This is a genomic window from Pseudomonas moraviensis subsp. stanleyae (assembly GCF_036283065.1).
GTDB classification, from domain to species: Bacteria; Pseudomonadota; Gammaproteobacteria; order Pseudomonadales; family Pseudomonadaceae; genus Aquipseudomonas; species Aquipseudomonas stanleyae.
Genome location: NZ_JAADJI010000009.1, coordinates 187,703 through 203,242, shown reverse-complemented (window position 1 = coordinate 203,242; position 15,540 = coordinate 187,703). Strand labels below are relative to the sequence as shown.

Genomic DNA, 15,540 nt, shown 5'->3' with positions numbered 1-15,540 from the left:
CTGCATAAGTTTTTTCGGATTCTAGTCGATTATCCAAAGAGTGCGGATCGCTACAGTGGTTGCATTATCTATCCGGAGGACCCGCCATGAACCCGATCGCTGCTTCTGCGCTGACGCTCTCGCTGTTGGCGGGTGAGGTGCAGGCCACTGAAAACCCGCGTGTCACGGTCACGCCGAATGGTTCGCAACCGTCGGCCAAAGGACCGGCTGACTGGTTCACTGGCACGGTGCGGGTGGATGCGCCGTTCAAGGGTACCGACGAGGCGCGCGTCAGCGGCGCGACCGTAACGTTCGAGCCGGGCGCGAGAACTGCGTGGCACACCCATCCGTTAGGACAGACATTGATCGTCACCGCAGGAGCAGGGTTCGTCCAGGAATGGGGCCAGCCGGTTCGTGAAATCCGTCCGGGCGATACCGTCTGGATTGCGCCGGGTGCCAAACATTGGCACGGGGCGGCGCCGACGACGGCGATGAGTCATATCGCAATTGCGGAAGTGCTGGATGGCAAGGTGGTGGACTGGATGGAGCAGGTCAGTGATGCGCAATATCCAAAGACCGAGTGAAACCGCGCCCCTCACCCCAGCCCTCTCCCGAGGGAGAGGGAGCCGATTGGGGGATGCTCGAGAGGTTCGGCATTCTGAAAGCGTGGTGGTGAATCCCGTCGACCCCTAGCACCCCATGCTAGTGCGTTACCAGCATGCGACTCACCCCAGGCGTCTCCCGGGGGAGTGGGAGCCGACCGCGGTGTCTTGCGATGTGCATCGACCTGAACGGGCCGTTGCGATTATGGATACACAGAAAGACTTTCAAGTCGCTGCACATCCTGAATATACCCGGATCGGTCCCCTCTCCCTTTGGGAGAGGGCTAGGCGGGCGGCGTTCCGATGAGGGGCTTTTGACTTCAAATCATCTCCGGCAATGAATCCAGAATCTTGTCCAGCGTGATCGGGTACTCGCGCACCCTCGCGCCGGTGGCGTTGTAGATCGCGTTCGCCACTGCCGCACTTACGCCGCAAATCCCCAGTTCACCAACGCCCTTGGCCTTCATCGGCGAAGAAATCGGGTCGGTTTCTTCGAGGAAAATTACCTCCTGATGCGGAATGTCGGCGTGCACCGGCACCTCGTATCCGGCCAGGTCATGGTTGACGAAGAAGCCCAGGCGCTTGTCCACCGCCAGCTCTTCCATCAATGCCGCGCCGACGCCCATGGTCATCGCGCCGATCACCTGACTGCGCGCCGAGGTCGGGTTGAGAATCCGTCCCGCAGCGCAAACCGCCAACATGCGCCGTACACGAACTTCGCCAGTGGCGGCATGGACGGCGACTTCGACGAAATGCGCGCCGAAGGTCGATTGTTGATACTTCTCGGCCAGATCACCGAATTCGATGCTGTCCTCGCCCACTAGTGCGCCGCCTTCAGCCGCATTGCGCAGCGGCAGACTTTTGCTGCCGACGCGCACCTGACCATCGGCAAACTCGGCCTGATCCGCCGGCAGCCCCAGCTTCTGCGCCACCGCTTCGCGCAATTTCACGCACGCCGCGTAGACCCCGGCGGTCGAGCAGTTGCCGCCGAACTGGCCGCCGGAACCAGCCGAAACCGGGAAGTCCGAATCGCCCAGACGCACCACGACATCATTGAGACCAACGCCCATCATCTCGGCGGCGGTCTGCGCGATGATCGTGTAGCTGCCGGTGCCGATATCGGTCATGTCGGTTTCAACAACGACCTTGCCGTCACGCTCCAGGCGCACGCGGGCGCCGGACTTGACCAGCAGGTTATTGCGAAACGCCGCCGCCACGCCCATGCCAATCAGCCAACGGCCTTCACGGCGAGTGCCCGGTTGCCCTTTGCGCTGATCCCAGCCGAATTTCTCCGCGCCGATCTGCAGGCATTTGACCAGTTGACGCTGAGAAAACGGCCGCTCGGTCTTCACCGGATCGACCTGTGTGTCGTTAGCGATGCGGAACAGCACCGGGTCCATCTTCAGCTGTTCGGCCATTTCGTCCATGGCGATTTCCAGCACCATCAGCCCCGGCGCTTCACCCGGCGCGCGCATCGCATTGCCTTCGGGCAGGTCGAGCGGGGCGAGGCGCATGCTGACGCGGCGGTTTTCTGCGGCGTACAACAGTTGACTCGGCTGCGCGGCCAGTTCGACCTTGCCGTCGGCGAGGTTGCCCGACCAGCCTTCATGCGCGATGGCGGTCAGCTTGCCGTCGGCCGTGGCGCCCATGCGGATGCGCTGAATCGTGGCCGGGCGATGGGTGGTGTTGTTGGCCATTTGCGGGCGGGCGAGGGCGACTTTCACCGGCCGGCCAGCCATGCGTGCGCCGAGAGCGGCAAGGATCACGTCGGCGCGGATGAACAGCTTGCCGCCGAAACCGCCACCAATATAGGGCGAGACCAAGCGGACTTTATCCTTCGGCAGGCCGAGGGTTTTGGCGATGTCGCCGACACTCCAGGCGACCATCTGATTCGATGTCCACACGGTCAGCTGATCGCCTTTCCATGCCGCCAATGTCGCGTGGGGTTCCATCATCGCGTGGGACTGGTCTGGCGTGGTGTAGGTCTGATCGAACTGCACCGGGGCAGCGGCGAAGGCCTTGTCGAAATCGCCGTGATTGACGTCCGGCAGCTCGTCTTTCGGCTCGACGCCGAGGTCTTTGACGCTGGCCAGATCGAACTTGCCCTCTGCTGTCTCGTAATCAACCTTGACCAGTTGCGCGGCGGCGCGCGCCTGTTCGAACGTCTCGGCAACCACCAATGCAACGGCTTGCTGGTAATGCTGCACTTCAGGCCCGGCGAGCAGATGCGCGGCGTTGTAATCGCCTTTGTCGAGCTTGCCGGCATTCTCGGCAGTGACGATCGCCAGCACACCCGGTGCGGCTTTGGCCGCGTCGAGATGAATGGCTTTGATCCGACCTTTGGCAATCGCCGAGTCAACCATGAAGCCATAGGCCTGATTGGCCGCCGCTTCATGTTGCTCATAGGCGTAAGTGGCCTGGCCGCTGGTTTTCAACGGGCCTTCGATGCGCTCGGTGGGCTGGCCGACGACCTTCAGGCGGTCGATGGGATTGGTAGTGGCGGGCGTGTCGAATTTCATGCGGTTTCCCTCGCTTGCGCCAACACCGAAGCCAGCGTGCGCTCGACCAGTGTCAGTTTGAATTGGTTGTCATCGGTGGGGGTCGCGCCTTCGAGCAGGCGCTCGCTGACCGCTTTGGCGCCCTTGGGCAGCAGCGCTTCAGCGGCTTCGACCCGCCATGGTTTCGGCGCAATGCCGCCAACGGCTACGCGACCGGTGCCGTCCTTTTGCAAGATCAGACCGACCGAAACCAAGGCAAACGCGTAGGACGAACGATCGCGGACCTTGTGATAAATGTGCGTGCCGCCGACCGGCGCCGGCAGGGTCACGGCGGTGATGAATTCGCCGGGCGTGAGGCTGGTTTCAATGTTCGGCGTGTTGCCCGGCAACTGATGGAATTCGGCGATTGGGATGCTGCGGGTGCTGCCGTCAGGCTTGACCGTTTCGATCTGCGCATCGAGGGCGCGCATGGCGATAGCCATGTCGCTCGGATGGGTGGCGATGCACGCGTCACTGACGCCGATGATCCCCAGTTGCCGGGTGACCCCGCCGATCGCCGCGCAGCCGCTGCCCGGAGTGCGCTTGTTGCAGGCCTGGTGGGTGTCGTAAAAGTACGGGCATCGAGTGCGTTGCAGCAGGTTGCCGGCGGTGGTTGCCATGTTGCGCAACTGCCCGGAAGCCCCGGCGAGCAAGGCTCGGGAGAGCAGGGCGTAATCCTTGCGCACGCGGGCATCGGCGGCCAGATCGGTGTTGCGCACCAGCGCGCCGATGCGCAGTCCGCCCTCAGGCGTGGCTTCGATCTGATCGAGGCCCAGGTGGTTGACGTCGATCAGGTGCACTGGCGTTTCGATGTCGAGTTTCATCAGGTCGAGCAGGTTAGTGCCGCCGGCGATGAACTTGGCGCCCTCGACTTGCGCAGCTTGGGAAGCGGCTGCGGCAGGCGAGTCGGCGCGGCTGTAATTGAAGGCTCTCATGCCGGCACCTCCGCGACTTCAGTGATGGCTTCGATGATGTTCGAGTACGCGCCGCAGCGGCAGATATTGCCGCTCATGCGCTCCTGCAGTTCGGCGGCGATCAGTTTCGGCGGCTCGGTCAGGCTCGGGCTGACGTGGCTGGGAATACCGTCGCGGATTTCCTTGAGCACCGCGACTGCGGAGCAGATCTGCCCCGGCGTGCAGTAGCCGCACTGATAGCCGTCGTGCTTGATGAACGCGGCCTGCATCGGGTGCAGCTTGTCCGGCATGCCGAGGCCTTCGATGGTAGTGACTTCGCTGCCGTCGTGCATGACTGCCAGGGTCAGGCAGGAGTTGATCCGCCGCCCGTCGGCGATCACCGTGCAGGCGCCGCACTGGCCGTGGTCGCAGCCTTTCTTGGTGCCGGTCAGGTGCAGGTGTTCGCGCAGGGCGTCGAGCAGGGTGGTGCGGGTGTCGACTTCCAGGGATTGCGGTTTTCCGTTGACTTGCAGGGTGACTTTGCTCATGGCCGGTTGCTCCAGACTGGCCGCGTAGGCCTTGAGGCTGATAAAGGGGGGCATGGCGAACGCCGTCGCGGTTACGGCGCCGAGGATCATGAAGTTGCGTCGGGAAATCGGCATGGTTCGATTCCTTTTCTCTCATCGGGCGGCAGGATTGCAAAAGGCCCAAAAGGGCGCGCCGGCATGCATGCCAGTCTCGTAAAAGGAGTGACCGCACGAGGGAGGAAAAGGTTTTGTCGGATTTGAGCTATAGAGTTATGCGTTGAGCTCATCAATTGAACTGTGGGAGCGAGCCTGCTCGCGAAAGCGTCGGGTCAGACCCAGCCGCTGCTGGATGTACCGACCTCTTCGCGAGCAGGCTCGCTCCCACTGTGGAGATATGTTTCTCAGTTATGGCCCACCCACCACCATCGACGTAAACGGCGCGACATACGCCTGCAATGTCACCAGCCCGCCGACGAGGATCGCCAGCACGATCGAATGGAAGAACACGTAACGCAGAATCTCGCCCTCATGCCCGTACCAACGGGTCGCGGTGGACGCAACGACGATCGACTGCGCATCGACCATTTTGCCCATTACCCCACCGGAACTGTTCGCCGCGGCCATCAAAACCGGACTGATGCCCAGTTGTTCCGAGGTCACCCGTTGCAAGCCGCCAAACAGTACGTTCGAAGCGGTATCCGAGCCGGTCAGCGCCACTCCCAGCCAGCCGAGCAAAGTGCCGAACATCGGATAGAAAATCCCCGTCGCCGCGAACGCCAGGCCCATGGTCGCATCCAGCCCGGAATACCGGGTGAGGAACCCCAGCGCCAGCATCGCCGCAATGGTGATCAGGGAAAAGCGCACCACCCACAGCGTGCGCAGGTATTGCTTGATCAGTTGCGGGATCGAATAGCCCATCAGCAAGCCGCCGACAATCGCCGCCAGCAGAATCCCGCTGCCGGTCGCGGTCAGCCAGGTGAACTTGTACACCGCTTCCTCGGCTTTCGGCGCCGCAACAACTGGCGGGACTTTTTCGATCTGCAAGTGCAGGCTGGTGAAAGTCACTGCCGGGGCGAAGATCGGATTGGCCTCACGCACCGGTTTGCCTTGCGGGTCGAGCTTGGCCGATTGCGTGACCGGATCGATCACCGGGCGCGTGTCGAACATGTTCTTGAAGCCCTGCGTGCCCCAGGCAAACACGAACACCGTGAGAATGATCCACGGCATCCACGCACGCATCACTGCCGGGCGCGCCTGATCGCTGAACGCGGCGCTGGCGGTGACTGTTTCTTCATCGACCCTGGAGTTGTCGACGCGACCGGACAGCGCTGCCGAAGTATGGATGGACGCCGGTTTCCACACCTTGAGAAACAGCGTCAGACAGGCCATGGAAATCAGCGCGGCGATCACGTCAACCAGCATCGGCCCGTGGTAGTTCGAGACGAGAAATTGCGGGATGGCGAAACTCACCCCGGCCACCAGAATCGCCGGCCACACCTCAAGCATCTTGCGCCATCCGGCAAACGCCCAGATCAACCAGAACGGCACCAGCACCGAGAAGAACGGCAACTGCCGACCGACCATCATCGACAGCTCCATCTCATCCAGCCCGGTGACTTTGGCCAGGGTGATGATCGGCGTGCCCAGCGCGCCGAAAGCCACTGGTGCGGTGTTGGCGATCAGTGCCAGACCGGATGCGGCCAATGGCGAAAAGCCCAGGCCAATCAGGATCGCCCCGGTCACCGCCACCGGCGTGCCGAAGCCTGCCGCCCCTTCGAAGAACGCACCGAAGCAGAAGGCGATCAGTAGCAGTTGCAAACGCCGGTCATCAGTAATTCGTGCGAGGGAATCCTGCAGCACTTTGAACGAACCGTTTTCGGTGGTCAGGCGATGCAGGAAGATGATGTTGAGGACGATCCAGCCAATCGGCAGCAAGCCATTCGCCGCGCCGAACAGTGCTGCAGAACCGGCCATGCCCGCTGGCATGTCGAAGGCGAAGATCGAGATCAGCAGGGCGGACGCCAGTGCCAGCAATGCTGCCAGATGCGCCTTGACGTGAAAGAACGCCAGCGCCGCGAGCATCACCACCACCGGCACCGCGGCCATCAGCGTGGAAAGCACCGGGTTGCCGAACGGGTCGTAGATTTGCTGCCAGACCATGGTCCACCTCTGCTTGTTGTTATTGAGGGTGCAGATCCATTGCATGGGGGTTGGTTGCAAGCAGTATAGGTGGCATTACGCCGCTGTTCGGCCGTGGCGAACGGGCCGACCAACGGTCGATAGTGGCCAGTGAATCAACGCGCTTTTGCCCGGTCGTATTTGCGGCTGCGCGCACTGCGTCCTGAAGACGCGGGCAGCGTGGCGATTTCCGTCGTCAAGACCTTGGGTTTTAGGGAAGTGTTGAATGAAGCAAGCGACAACCATGCTGCTCACTGTGACCGCCGCGGTATTGCTCAGCGGCTGCATTGCGGATTTTGATGATGACCACCGGCATGGCCGGCATTACGACCGCGACCATGGCCGCTATTACGACCATGGCCGGCGCTGGGACGACCGCGATGACGACCGCCGCGATGGCCGTCGTTATTACCGTGATCGCGATGATGACTGACTGAATGAGCAGAGGGCGTTCCCGACAAGGAGCGCCCTCTGTGCATCAGCCCTCAGTTGAAAAAACGAGCGTTCGCCTGGACGCGGGATCGCGCAGGCACCGAGGCCTCGTGATCGAGCAAGTGGGTGGCGAGTATGTCGCTCAGAAAACGGAACTGATCGTTGAGGCCGACCACTTCATTGCTGAAATGATTGCTCGCGGCGGGCATCAGCAGATCGTCGAAGTCTTCGTTGAACACCAGTGTCTGCGCCTTGCGCGGCACGACATGCTGTTGGTAATAGTTGCTGCCGAACACCGGGAAACTCACGGAGAGGGTGACTTGGGTGTGGATCATGATGTGAACGCCTCGTTGTGTGTCGGATGTGCCAATCGTGCCTTTCATCAAGGGCGGGCGGAAGGCAATCGTGGCGATGGTGGATATCGATGCTGGTGATGGTTGAGGTTTGTGGTGCTGCTGATGGCGCCTTCGCGAGCAGGCTCGCTCCCACAGGTGCAACACATTTCAAATGTGGCAGCGAGCCTGCTCGCGAAGAGGCCGGAACCTTCAGCATCGAAATCGACTGACCCACCTATACTCAAACCTGCACCTCCCCAAGCCAAAGGAACCACCACCGTGAACCCGCGCGCGCTGGTCGTTGCCGCACTGTTTCTGCTGGCCGGCTGTGCCACCTCGGCGCGGGCGCCGGTAAGTGCGCCGCAAGCCGTGCCGGTATCGGCGCAGACCTGGCGGCAGATCGACCGCGAAATCCTCAGCGCCTCGCAGCAGGCCACCGAGCAGGTCAAGCTGTTCGCCCGTGGCTCGATGGAACATTGGCGCACGCGGATCTATCAGCAAACTGAAGAAAATTTCATCCCGTGGTTCAGCAGCTACTGGACCCAGGAATGGCTGTCGATGAAGGTCAGTTGGTACACGATCAGCGCCGGCGGCGAACAGGACGCTTCGGCGAAACGGTTGGCGGCGTATCTGCTTGAGCAATATCAGGAAAAAGTTCTCGCGCCGGTGGCAGTGGAGATCGATCCGGACGCGATCCTGGCGCAGGCCACGGCGTTCTACGCGCAGTTGATGGCGCAGCAGTTGCCGCTCATCGGCCAGCGTCACGGCGTGCCGATCGCGCAGCTCAACGGGCGCTTGCAGAAGATCCCGGCCATCGCCCTCGGCCCACCGCCGGCGCGGGATGCTTCGTTGTTCAAAGTCATCAACACCGAGCCGCTGAACACCCTGCCGGCGTACGCCGCGCTGATCGACAAGATCCACAGCGACGGCGGCGCCAAGGGCATTTCCTCCACCGACGCAGCGATGGCCCCGGTGGCCAAGCGCGCCAGCCAACGCATCGAAGCCGAGATGGCCCCGCGCGGCGCCGCCAGTGCGGTGGCGGCAGCGGCGGGCAAACTGGCGGGGGCGATGATTTCCGTCGGTGTGGCCGGCATTCGCGCGATCATCCAGGCCAACGACCGCCCCGACAGCGAAGCGCTGATTCGCAGCAGCCTGGGCAACACCTTCGACAAGGCGTGGCTGAAGCTGCTGCAGAATCCGACCACGGGCGTGATGGCGGGAACACTGCACATGGCCGGGCAGGTCGAGGGCAATTTGAGCGCGAATGAAGAGCCGCCGGTCGGGCTTGGGATAAATCGTGTCGAATGGCGCCCGCCGCAATCGACCAGTCAGCAGATCGAACCCGACCTGCAAGGAGAATGAACATGGCTTACATCGATATCTTCGTGGCGCCTGTGCCTGACGCCAATCGTGACCAGTACAAAAAGCACTGTGAGATCGCCGCCCGGCTGTTCAAGGAATATGGCGCCGTTGATGTCGTCCAGTGCTGGGGGGATGACGTGCCGCAGGGCAAGCTCACCTCATTCCCGCTGGCGGTCAAACTCAAGGAGGGCGAGACCGTGTCGTCCGGCTGGCTGATCTGGCCGGACAAGGCCACCCGCGACGCCGGTATGGCGAAAATGATGGAAGACCCGCGCATGCAAGCGGACGTCAACCCGATGGGATTTGACGGCCAGCGGATGATTTTCGGCGGTTTCAAAAACCTGCTCGACGATGCGGTCGGTGCACGGCGCAAGTGATCTGGCGCAGATGGGAGCCCACACTCGTCGTTTGAGGCGCAGGTTCTGCGCAAGGATGCATTTCAAGCGTGGGAGTGAGCCTGCTCGCGAATGCGGTGGGGCAGTCAACGGATGGTTTGAATGATCCGCCGCATCGCGAGCAGGCTCGCTCCCACAGGGGTTTTTTGGCGATTTTGAAGCTGTCGCACGATCCCGAGCCGCCGCGGTCGTACTCTTCACCTAGCCGCATCACAGTGTGGAGATCCAATGAGCCAGGAAGTCCTGACTACCGAAACCAACCGTCGCCAGTTGCAGCAGATCATCGCCGGGCTGTCGGACGGGGTGATTCTGCTGGAACTCGACAAAAGCATCCTTTGGGCCAACGAAGCGGCGTTGACCATGCACGGCGTCAGCACCATCGGTGATCTGGGCAGCAATGCCGACGAGTACGCCAAGCGCTTCACGCTGCGCTATCGCAATAATCATGTGTTGCCGCCGGAGAACTATCCGATCAGCCGCGTGGCACGCAGTGAGGCGTTCAATGATGTGTTGATCGAGATCTCGCCCGTGGACGATCCGGACCGTGTCTGGGTGCACAGTGTGCGCAGCATGGTGCTGACCGATCGCGTGGGGCAGCCCGAGTCGCTGGTGCTGATCATGAGCGATGTCACCGACTGGGCCAACGCCGAGCTGCGCTTTGAAAAAACCTTCAACGCCAACCCCGCGCCGGCGGTGATCTGCCGGCTCAGCGATTTGCGTTACATCAAGGTCAATCCGGGTTTTCTCGAGATGACCGGCTATACCCGTGATCAGGTGATCGGCACCTCGGCCTATGAAATCGACATCTTCGAACAGGCCGACCAACGCGATCTGGCGGTTCAGCGCTTGCGCGATGTCGCGACCATTCCGCAGATGCAGGCCGAACTGCGCCTGCCGGATGGGGGCAGCAAACAGGTGATCGTCGCCGGGCAACCGTTGCTGCTCAACGACGAGAACTGCATGCTGTTTTCCTTTGTCGACATGGAGCCGCGCCGTCGGGTTGAAGTAGCGCTGCGGCAGAGTGAGGAGCGCTTCGCCAAGGCTTTTCGTCTTACCCCGGTGCCGATTCTGATTTGCACGGCTGACAAGCAGGAGGTCATCGACGTCAATCAGGCGTTCCTCGATACCCTGGCTTACGACAGTGACGAGGTGCTCGGCAAGACTGTCACGCAGTTGAGCTTCATTCACGATGACGGCGCGCGCACGCGATTGTTGTCGGCGCTGGCAAAGAATGGTCGGGTCGATCGCGTCGACGTGCCGGTGCGCAAGAAGGACGAGGAGTTGCTGGAATGCGCGGTGTCGGCCGACACCGTGAACATTCACGACACGTCCTGCTATCTGCTGGTGCTGATGGACATGACCGAGCGCAAGCGCACCGAGCTTGAGTTGGTCGCGGCGATTGAAGAGGTGATGAAAGATGCTTCGTGGTTCAGCCGCACGCTGATCGAGAAGCTGGCCAATGTGAAGAAGATCAACTCACCGCAGCTGCCCAGCGCCTCGTTCACTGACCTGACGGCCCGTGAGCGGGATGTGCTGGGGTTGATCTGCGAAGGTCTGGCGGACAAGGAGATCGCGGCGCGGTTGAAGCTGGCGCCCAATACCGTGCGTAATCATGTCGCCACGGTATATTCGAAGCTTGATGTGCACAGCCGCAGTGAAGCGATTGTCTGGGCTCGGGAGCGTGGTTTGTTTTCGGGAGAGTGGGGTACCAAGGGACAGCGCTGAGGGTGCAAATGCACTAGTTACAAGGGTGCAAATTCATGTATTGGTCAAGGCGTTGTGTTCTTAGGCTGGTGGAGTGCGGTGTGGGCCATTTCGGACCTGCGATCGTGCCCCTTTTGAAGCAGTCATAGGAACAACGTCAATGATGAATCTTGCGCAGTTGCGCGCTCGGCTCGAGCACAGTTTTGCGCCGCTGGCTTGTGAGTGTTCGGTGGATGGTGATCATTCGCTGACGGTCAAGTTGTATCACCCGGATTCAGGGCAGGTGGATCTGGTGATCAGTGGGCTGGATCTGGCTTCGCTGCGTACGCCGGAGGCGGTTGAGGGGTTGGTGGGTGAGTTGCGGTATGAGCTTGAGAGCAATTCCTTGCGCTCGTCGCGGGATTCTGATCTGGCTTAGCGCGCTTTGATCTTGGCGGCCTTTGGGCCGGCCATGCTCTTGGGGTTTTGGGTGTATATCCGTTTTTTTGGGTGTTGCGGATGGCGGTTCCGCTCTTACAGCGGGTCACTTTTGCAGACGCCGGAATGCCGGCCCAGCCAAAAGTAACCAAAACGCTTTGCCCTGACGTTCGGCCCGCTCGCTGGGGCTCGGGGTTCCTTCGCTGCGGGATTGATCCGGGCGCAGCGTCTCCGGTTTGCTTCGCTGCACCTCCTCCCGCTGTGTACGACTGCGTCGTACGGTCGCTGCGCTCCCACGCCCGGATCAATCACTCCGCTCAGCCTGCCGACGGGCTCCGAGATCAAAAGCAGAACTCGAGCTAACGCTCATCGTGTGTAGGAGCTGCCGAAGGCTGCGATCTTTTGATCTTTGTGCGGGAGCGAGCCTGCTCGCGAAGGCGGCCTGCTGGTCAACGAATTACTATCGCATTCACGCGATCCAACTGTAGGAGCTGCCGAAGGCTGCGATCTTTTGCTTTTGCTTTTCTGTGGGAGCGAGCCTGCTCGCGATGAGGCCCTCGCTGATTACGATAATCTCAATCCAGACTCTTCTGGATAATCCGCGCAAAACCGACAGCCAATCCCGCCCAGTCACCCCCATCCACTGGCGCTAACAATGCGCTCAGCTATAAAGAATGAGTGGTCAGGTCTTCCGCGGCTGGTTGGTGTGCGGGAGTTTGTCTTCCATTACCGCGGGTCGTCCTATGAATAATCCTGGGAAACGCGTATTGCCTTTGGCTGTTCTTGCAGTGTTGTTGGCCGGTTGTGCCAGTCCTCCACCGCCTGCGCCTGTCGCGCCGCCGCCACCGCCGGAACGGCGCTGTGAGGTGCTGGAGAATACTGAGGTTGTCGGGGATATGTATCTGGACGGGCAAGTGACACGCCAAATCACCACTACCCGTTGCATAACCCAATAACACGGCCGATTTCTCGGGCGCCGGAAGCCTGGAGCCATGCACCGAACCTGTGGGAGCGAGCCTGCTCGCGAATGCGTGGTATCAGTCAAAACATGGCTGACTGACACAACGCCTTCGCGAGCAGGCTCGCTCCCACACGGGTCAGCAATCTGCCATGGATATCAGGACAGGAATCCGCCATCCACATTCAGTGCCACGCCGGTGGTGTAGCTCGACGCATCGCTGGCCAGGTACAGTACCGCGCCAGCCATTTCGCTTGGGTCGGCGACGCGCTTGAGCGGGATCTGGGTCAGCGCCTGTTTGAGAATCGCGTCGTTTTTCACCAGTGCCGAGGCGAATTTGGTGTCGGTCAGGCCGGGGAGCAGGGCGTTGCAGCGGATGCCGAATTGCGCGCATTCCTTGGCGAAGACCTTGGTCATGTTGATGACCGCTGCTTTGGTCACCGAATAGATGCCCTGGAAAATCCCCGGTGAGATGCCGTTGATCGAGGCGACGTTGATGATGCTGCCGCCACCGTTTTCGCGCATCAGCTTGCCGGCTTCCACCGACATGAAGAAATAGCCGCGAATGTTGACGTCGACGGTCTTCTGGAACGCACCCAGATCGGTGTCGAGCACGTTGCAGAATTGCGGGTTGGTCGCGGCGTTGTTGACCAGGATGTCGAGGCGGCCGAACTGTTCCTTGATCCCGGCGAAGACCTGGCTGATCTGTTCCATCTCACCGATGTGGCAGGCTACGGCTGTTGCCTTGCCGCCGGCGGCGGTAATTGCGTCGGCGACGTGTTGGCAGCCTTCGAGCTTGCGGCTCGAGACGATCACGTGGGCGCCTTGCTGGGCGAGCAGTTTGGCAATGGCTTCGCCGATGCCGCGGCTGGCGCCGGAGACGAAAGCGATTTTGCCGTCGAGGTCGAACAACTGAGTCTTGGACATGGGATTCCCTTGTGAAAAGTCTTGTTATCGGCCCGGATCAGAGGCTGGATTTCTGGATGACCTGCAGGCTCATCTGCTCCAGCAGTTTGTTCATGTGAATGAACTGCGCGAAGCGTTTGTCCTGGGTCTGGCCATGGTAGAAGCGGTAATAGATCTGCTGCACGATGCCGGCCAGGCGGAACAGGCCGTAGGTGTAGTAGAAATCGAAATTGTCGATGCGGATGCCTGAGCGCTCGGCGTAGTAGTCGACGAATTCGCGGCGGGTCAGCATGCCCGGTGCGTGGCTTGGCTGGCGGCGCATCAGTTGCACGGGTGCCGGGTCACCGGCTTCGATCCAGTAGGCGAGGGTGTTGCCCAGGTCCATCAGGGGGTCGCCGAGGGTGGTCAGTTCCCAGTCGAGCACGCCGATGATCTGCATCGGGTTGTCCGGGTCGAGGATGACGTTGTCGAAACGATAGTCGTTGTGCACGATGCTTGACGTCGGGTGGTCGGCCGGCATCTTGTCGTTGAGCCAGGCTTTCACCGCTTCCCAGTGCGGCGCATCCGGGGTCAGGGCTTTCTCGTAACGCTCGCTCCAGCCTTTGATCTGCCGCGCGACGTAGCCTTCGGGCTTGCCCAGGTCGCCGAGGCCGCAGGCGTTGTAATCGACCCGGTGCAGTTCAACGAAACGGTCGATGAAGCTTTTGCACAGCGCTTCGGTCTTCGCCGAATCGAGGCCCAGCTCCGGCGGCAGTTCGGCGCGCAGGATGATGCCCTTGACCCGTTCCATCACGTAGAACTCGGCACCGATGACGGCTTCGTCGGTGCAATGCACGTAGGCCTTCGGGCAATACGGAAAGCCGTCGCGCAGCTGGTTGAGAATGCGGAATTCCCGGCCCATGTCGTGGGCGGATTTGGCTTTGTGGCCGAACGGCGGGCGACGCAGGACGAACTCCTGTTCCGGATATTCCAGCAGGTAGGTCAGGTTCGACGCACCGCCGGGAAACTGGCTGATCTGCGGGCTGCCGGTCAGGCCGGGGATGTGCGCCTTGAGGTACGGATCGATCAGGCTGGCATCGAGTTCTTCGCCAGAGCGGATCCGGGTGGACTGGTCAGTAAGCGCCATGCTTATCCCTTCTGCTTATTTTGGAGGCCAGACATCATTGGCTAATCTAATGGCGCGCTCGGATGCTCACAAGCGCGGCTCGGTCTTATAGGTTAGCGTGTTGCCGGATAATCAACTTTGAGAATGGGGCGAGGGAGCGGCGCAGAACGAGGGCGCCGTGCAGATTAATGCACGCGCTGGTTACTCAGTTTCGGCGGCAGGGCGACGGGAGTCAGCACCGGTTGGCCGGAGAAAAACGCCATCAGATTCTTCCCCACCAGCTCAACCGTGCCTTGTGTGGCTTCGGGGGAGAGTCCGGCGACGTGTGGAGTCAGCACGACGTTGCTGAGGCTTTTCAGGGCGTCGGGCACTTCCGGTTCGTGATCGAACACATCCAGTGCGGCACCGGCGATGCGCCGCTGTTCCAGTGCGGTGATCAGATCCGCCGTAGCGATAACGCTGGCCCGGGCGATGTTGACGATGAATCCATTCGGTCCGAGCGCATCGAGTACCGCTCGCGTCACCAGATTATGCGTGCCGATCCCGCCGGGCGTGGCGACCACCAGAAAATCCGAGGCTCGAGCCAGATCGGTCGGTGTCGAGCAGAATGCATAGGAAACGTCGCTGCGCACCTGGCGGTTGTGGTAGCTGATCTGCATGTCGAAACCCAGTTCAGCGCGTTTGGCGACAGCCATGCCCACCGCGCCCAGCCCGAGGATGCCCAAGCGCTTGCCCGCCAGTGAAGGGCGCATGATTTTCGGCCATTCACCGCGGCGTACCGCAGCATCGCAGCGCGGGATATCACGGACCAGTGCCAGCAGCAGTGCCATCGCATGATCGGCCACCGACGAGGCGTTGACCCCGGCGCCATTGGTGACGGTGATGCCACGGTCACTGGCCGCTTGCAGGTCGACCTGTTCGTACCCGGCACCGATCACCGTGATGATCTTCAAGGCGGGCAGGGCGCTGATCTCGTCGGCGGTCAGCCCCAGCGGGCCGCGAGTGAGCACGGCATCGATGCGACTGCCATGGGTAACGATGGCTTGCGCCCGTTCGGCAGGCGTTGGTGCAAGGATCAGGTGGAATCCCTGATGTTCGAGAATCGGCAGATAGTCATTGATCGTTTCAACCAGTACCAGAACGGTTGCGGGCATTGCGCGGCTCCTGTGATTGGCGGCGGGTGGGTCGCGAAAGTCGACTCAGAGTGCTG

At 61.3% G+C, this 15,540-nt stretch carries 15 protein-coding genes; 7 read left to right on the top strand and 8 right to left on the bottom strand.

Going from position 1 to position 15,540, the window contains the following annotated elements:
* Positions 1-86 precede the first annotated feature (86 nt).
* Complete coding sequence (locus GXB78_RS17905; protein WP_329516376.1) at positions 87-563, top strand: (R)-mandelonitrile lyase; 477 nt, start codon at positions 87-89, stop codon at positions 561-563.
* 338 nt (positions 564-901) lie between these two features.
* Here the strand turns inward: GXB78_RS17905 and paoC are convergent, their stop codons facing one another.
* From paoC to GXB78_RS17885, 4 genes are all read right to left on the bottom strand, one after another.
* Positions 902-3,100, bottom strand: a complete 2,199-nt coding sequence (gene paoC / locus GXB78_RS17900; protein WP_329516375.1) for an aldehyde oxidoreductase molybdenum-binding subunit PaoC — start codon at positions 3,098-3,100, stop codon at positions 902-904.
* A complete protein-coding gene (locus GXB78_RS17895) occupies positions 3,097-4,053 on the bottom strand; it encodes an FAD binding domain-containing protein (protein WP_329516374.1) in 957 nt (318 codons plus the stop codon). Before GXB78_RS17895 ends, paoC begins: the two co-directional genes overlap by 4 nt.
* Positions 4,050-4,673 (bottom strand): aldehyde dehydrogenase iron-sulfur subunit PaoA, encoded by a 624-nt coding sequence (paoA, locus tag GXB78_RS17890; RefSeq protein ID WP_329516373.1) that lies wholly within the window; start codon positions 4,671-4,673, stop codon positions 4,050-4,052. Before paoA ends, GXB78_RS17895 begins: the two co-directional genes overlap by 4 nt.
* Before the next feature lie 270 nt (positions 4,674-4,943).
* A complete protein-coding gene (locus GXB78_RS17885; RefSeq protein ID WP_329516372.1) occupies positions 4,944-6,698 on the bottom strand; it encodes an L-lactate permease in 1,755 nt (584 codons plus the stop codon).
* A gap of 244 nt (positions 6,699-6,942) precedes the next feature.
* On the opposite strand from GXB78_RS17885, the gene GXB78_RS17880 reads away from it, so the two are divergent.
* Positions 6,943-7,149, top strand: a complete 207-nt coding sequence (locus tag GXB78_RS17880) for a hypothetical protein (RefSeq protein ID WP_329516371.1) — start codon at positions 6,943-6,945, stop codon at positions 7,147-7,149.
* 52 nt (positions 7,150-7,201) lie between these two features.
* Here the strand turns inward: GXB78_RS17880 and GXB78_RS17875 are convergent, their stop codons facing one another.
* Positions 7,202-7,483, bottom strand: coding sequence for a hypothetical protein (locus GXB78_RS17875; protein ID WP_041480860.1), 282 nt, complete (start codon positions 7,481-7,483; stop codon positions 7,202-7,204).
* A gap of 89 nt (positions 7,484-7,572) precedes the next feature.
* Here GXB78_RS17875 and GXB78_RS17870 point away from each other — a divergent pair, with 89 nt between their 5' ends.
* The 5 genes from GXB78_RS17870 to GXB78_RS17850 all read left to right on the top strand — a co-directional run bounded on the left by GXB78_RS17870 (position 7,573) and on the right by GXB78_RS17850 (position 11,362).
* A complete protein-coding gene (locus tag GXB78_RS17870) occupies positions 7,573-7,713 on the top strand; it encodes a hypothetical protein (protein ID WP_329516369.1) in 141 nt (46 codons plus the stop codon).
* Between the two features lie 49 nt (positions 7,714-7,762).
* Complete coding sequence (locus GXB78_RS17865) at positions 7,763-8,845, top strand: hypothetical protein (RefSeq protein WP_329516368.1); 1,083 nt, start codon at positions 7,763-7,765, stop codon at positions 8,843-8,845.
* A gap of 2 nt (positions 8,846-8,847) precedes the next feature.
* A complete protein-coding gene (locus GXB78_RS17860; RefSeq protein ID WP_329516367.1) occupies positions 8,848-9,222 on the top strand; it encodes a DUF1428 domain-containing protein in 375 nt (124 codons plus the stop codon).
* A 246-nt stretch (positions 9,223-9,468) separates the two neighbouring features.
* Positions 9,469-10,965 (top strand): helix-turn-helix transcriptional regulator, encoded by a 1,497-nt coding sequence (locus GXB78_RS17855; RefSeq protein ID WP_329516366.1) that lies wholly within the window; start codon positions 9,469-9,471, stop codon positions 10,963-10,965.
* 139 nt (positions 10,966-11,104) lie between these two features.
* Positions 11,105-11,362, top strand: coding sequence for a DUF1652 domain-containing protein (locus tag GXB78_RS17850; RefSeq protein ID WP_329516365.1), 258 nt, complete (start codon positions 11,105-11,107; stop codon positions 11,360-11,362).
* A 1,116-nt stretch (positions 11,363-12,478) separates the two neighbouring features.
* Here the strand turns inward: GXB78_RS17850 and GXB78_RS17845 are convergent.
* From GXB78_RS17845 to GXB78_RS17835, 3 genes are all read right to left on the bottom strand, one after another.
* On the bottom strand, positions 12,479-13,246 hold the full coding sequence (locus GXB78_RS17845) for an SDR family oxidoreductase (protein WP_024013283.1): 768 nt from the start codon (positions 13,244-13,246) through the stop codon (positions 12,479-12,481).
* Positions 13,247-13,283: 37 nt separating this feature from the next.
* Positions 13,284-14,351 carry a phosphotransferase family protein gene (locus GXB78_RS17840; RefSeq protein WP_329516364.1) on the bottom strand — a complete coding sequence of 356 codons (1,068 nt, stop codon included), beginning with the start codon at positions 14,349-14,351 and terminating at the stop codon, positions 13,284-13,286.
* A gap of 164 nt (positions 14,352-14,515) precedes the next feature.
* A complete protein-coding gene (locus GXB78_RS17835) occupies positions 14,516-15,484 on the bottom strand; it encodes a 2-hydroxyacid dehydrogenase (protein WP_329516363.1) in 969 nt (322 codons plus the stop codon).
* Between the last annotated feature and the right edge of the window lie 56 nt (positions 15,485-15,540).

Excerpts from the sequence above, each read along its gene's own strand:
- GXB78_RS17905 (WP_329516376.1), top strand. The coding sequence starts at position 87 with ATGAACCCGATCGCTGCTTCTGCGCTGACGCTCTCGCTGTTGGCGGGT.
- paoC (WP_329516375.1), bottom strand. The coding sequence starts at position 3,100 with ATGAAATTCGACACGCCCGCCACTACCAATCCCATCGACCGCCTGAAG.
- GXB78_RS17895 (WP_329516374.1), bottom strand. The coding sequence starts at position 4,053 with ATGAGAGCCTTCAATTACAGCCGCGCCGACTCGCCTGCCGCAGCCGCT.
- paoA (WP_329516373.1), bottom strand. The coding sequence starts at position 4,673 with ATGCCGATTTCCCGACGCAACTTCATGATCCTCGGCGCCGTAACCGCG.
- GXB78_RS17885 (WP_329516372.1), bottom strand. The coding sequence starts at position 6,698 with ATGGTCTGGCAGCAAATCTACGACCCGTTCGGCAACCCGGTGCTTTCC.
- GXB78_RS17880 (WP_329516371.1), top strand. The coding sequence starts at position 6,943 with ATGAAGCAAGCGACAACCATGCTGCTCACTGTGACCGCCGCGGTATTG.
- GXB78_RS17875 (WP_041480860.1), bottom strand. The coding sequence starts at position 7,483 with ATGATCCACACCCAAGTCACCCTCTCCGTGAGTTTCCCGGTGTTCGGC.
- GXB78_RS17870 (WP_329516369.1), top strand. The coding sequence starts at position 7,573 with ATGCTGGTGATGGTTGAGGTTTGTGGTGCTGCTGATGGCGCCTTCGCG.
- GXB78_RS17860 (WP_329516367.1), top strand. The coding sequence starts at position 8,848 with ATGGCTTACATCGATATCTTCGTGGCGCCTGTGCCTGACGCCAATCGT.
- GXB78_RS17855 (WP_329516366.1), top strand. The coding sequence starts at position 9,469 with ATGAGCCAGGAAGTCCTGACTACCGAAACCAACCGTCGCCAGTTGCAG.
- GXB78_RS17850 (WP_329516365.1), top strand. The coding sequence starts at position 11,105 with ATGATGAATCTTGCGCAGTTGCGCGCTCGGCTCGAGCACAGTTTTGCG.
- GXB78_RS17845 (WP_024013283.1), bottom strand. The coding sequence starts at position 13,246 with ATGTCCAAGACTCAGTTGTTCGACCTCGACGGCAAAATCGCTTTCGTC.
- GXB78_RS17840 (WP_329516364.1), bottom strand. The coding sequence starts at position 14,351 with ATGGCGCTTACTGACCAGTCCACCCGGATCCGCTCTGGCGAAGAACTC.
- GXB78_RS17835 (WP_329516363.1), bottom strand. The coding sequence starts at position 15,484 with ATGCCCGCAACCGTTCTGGTACTGGTTGAAACGATCAATGACTATCTG.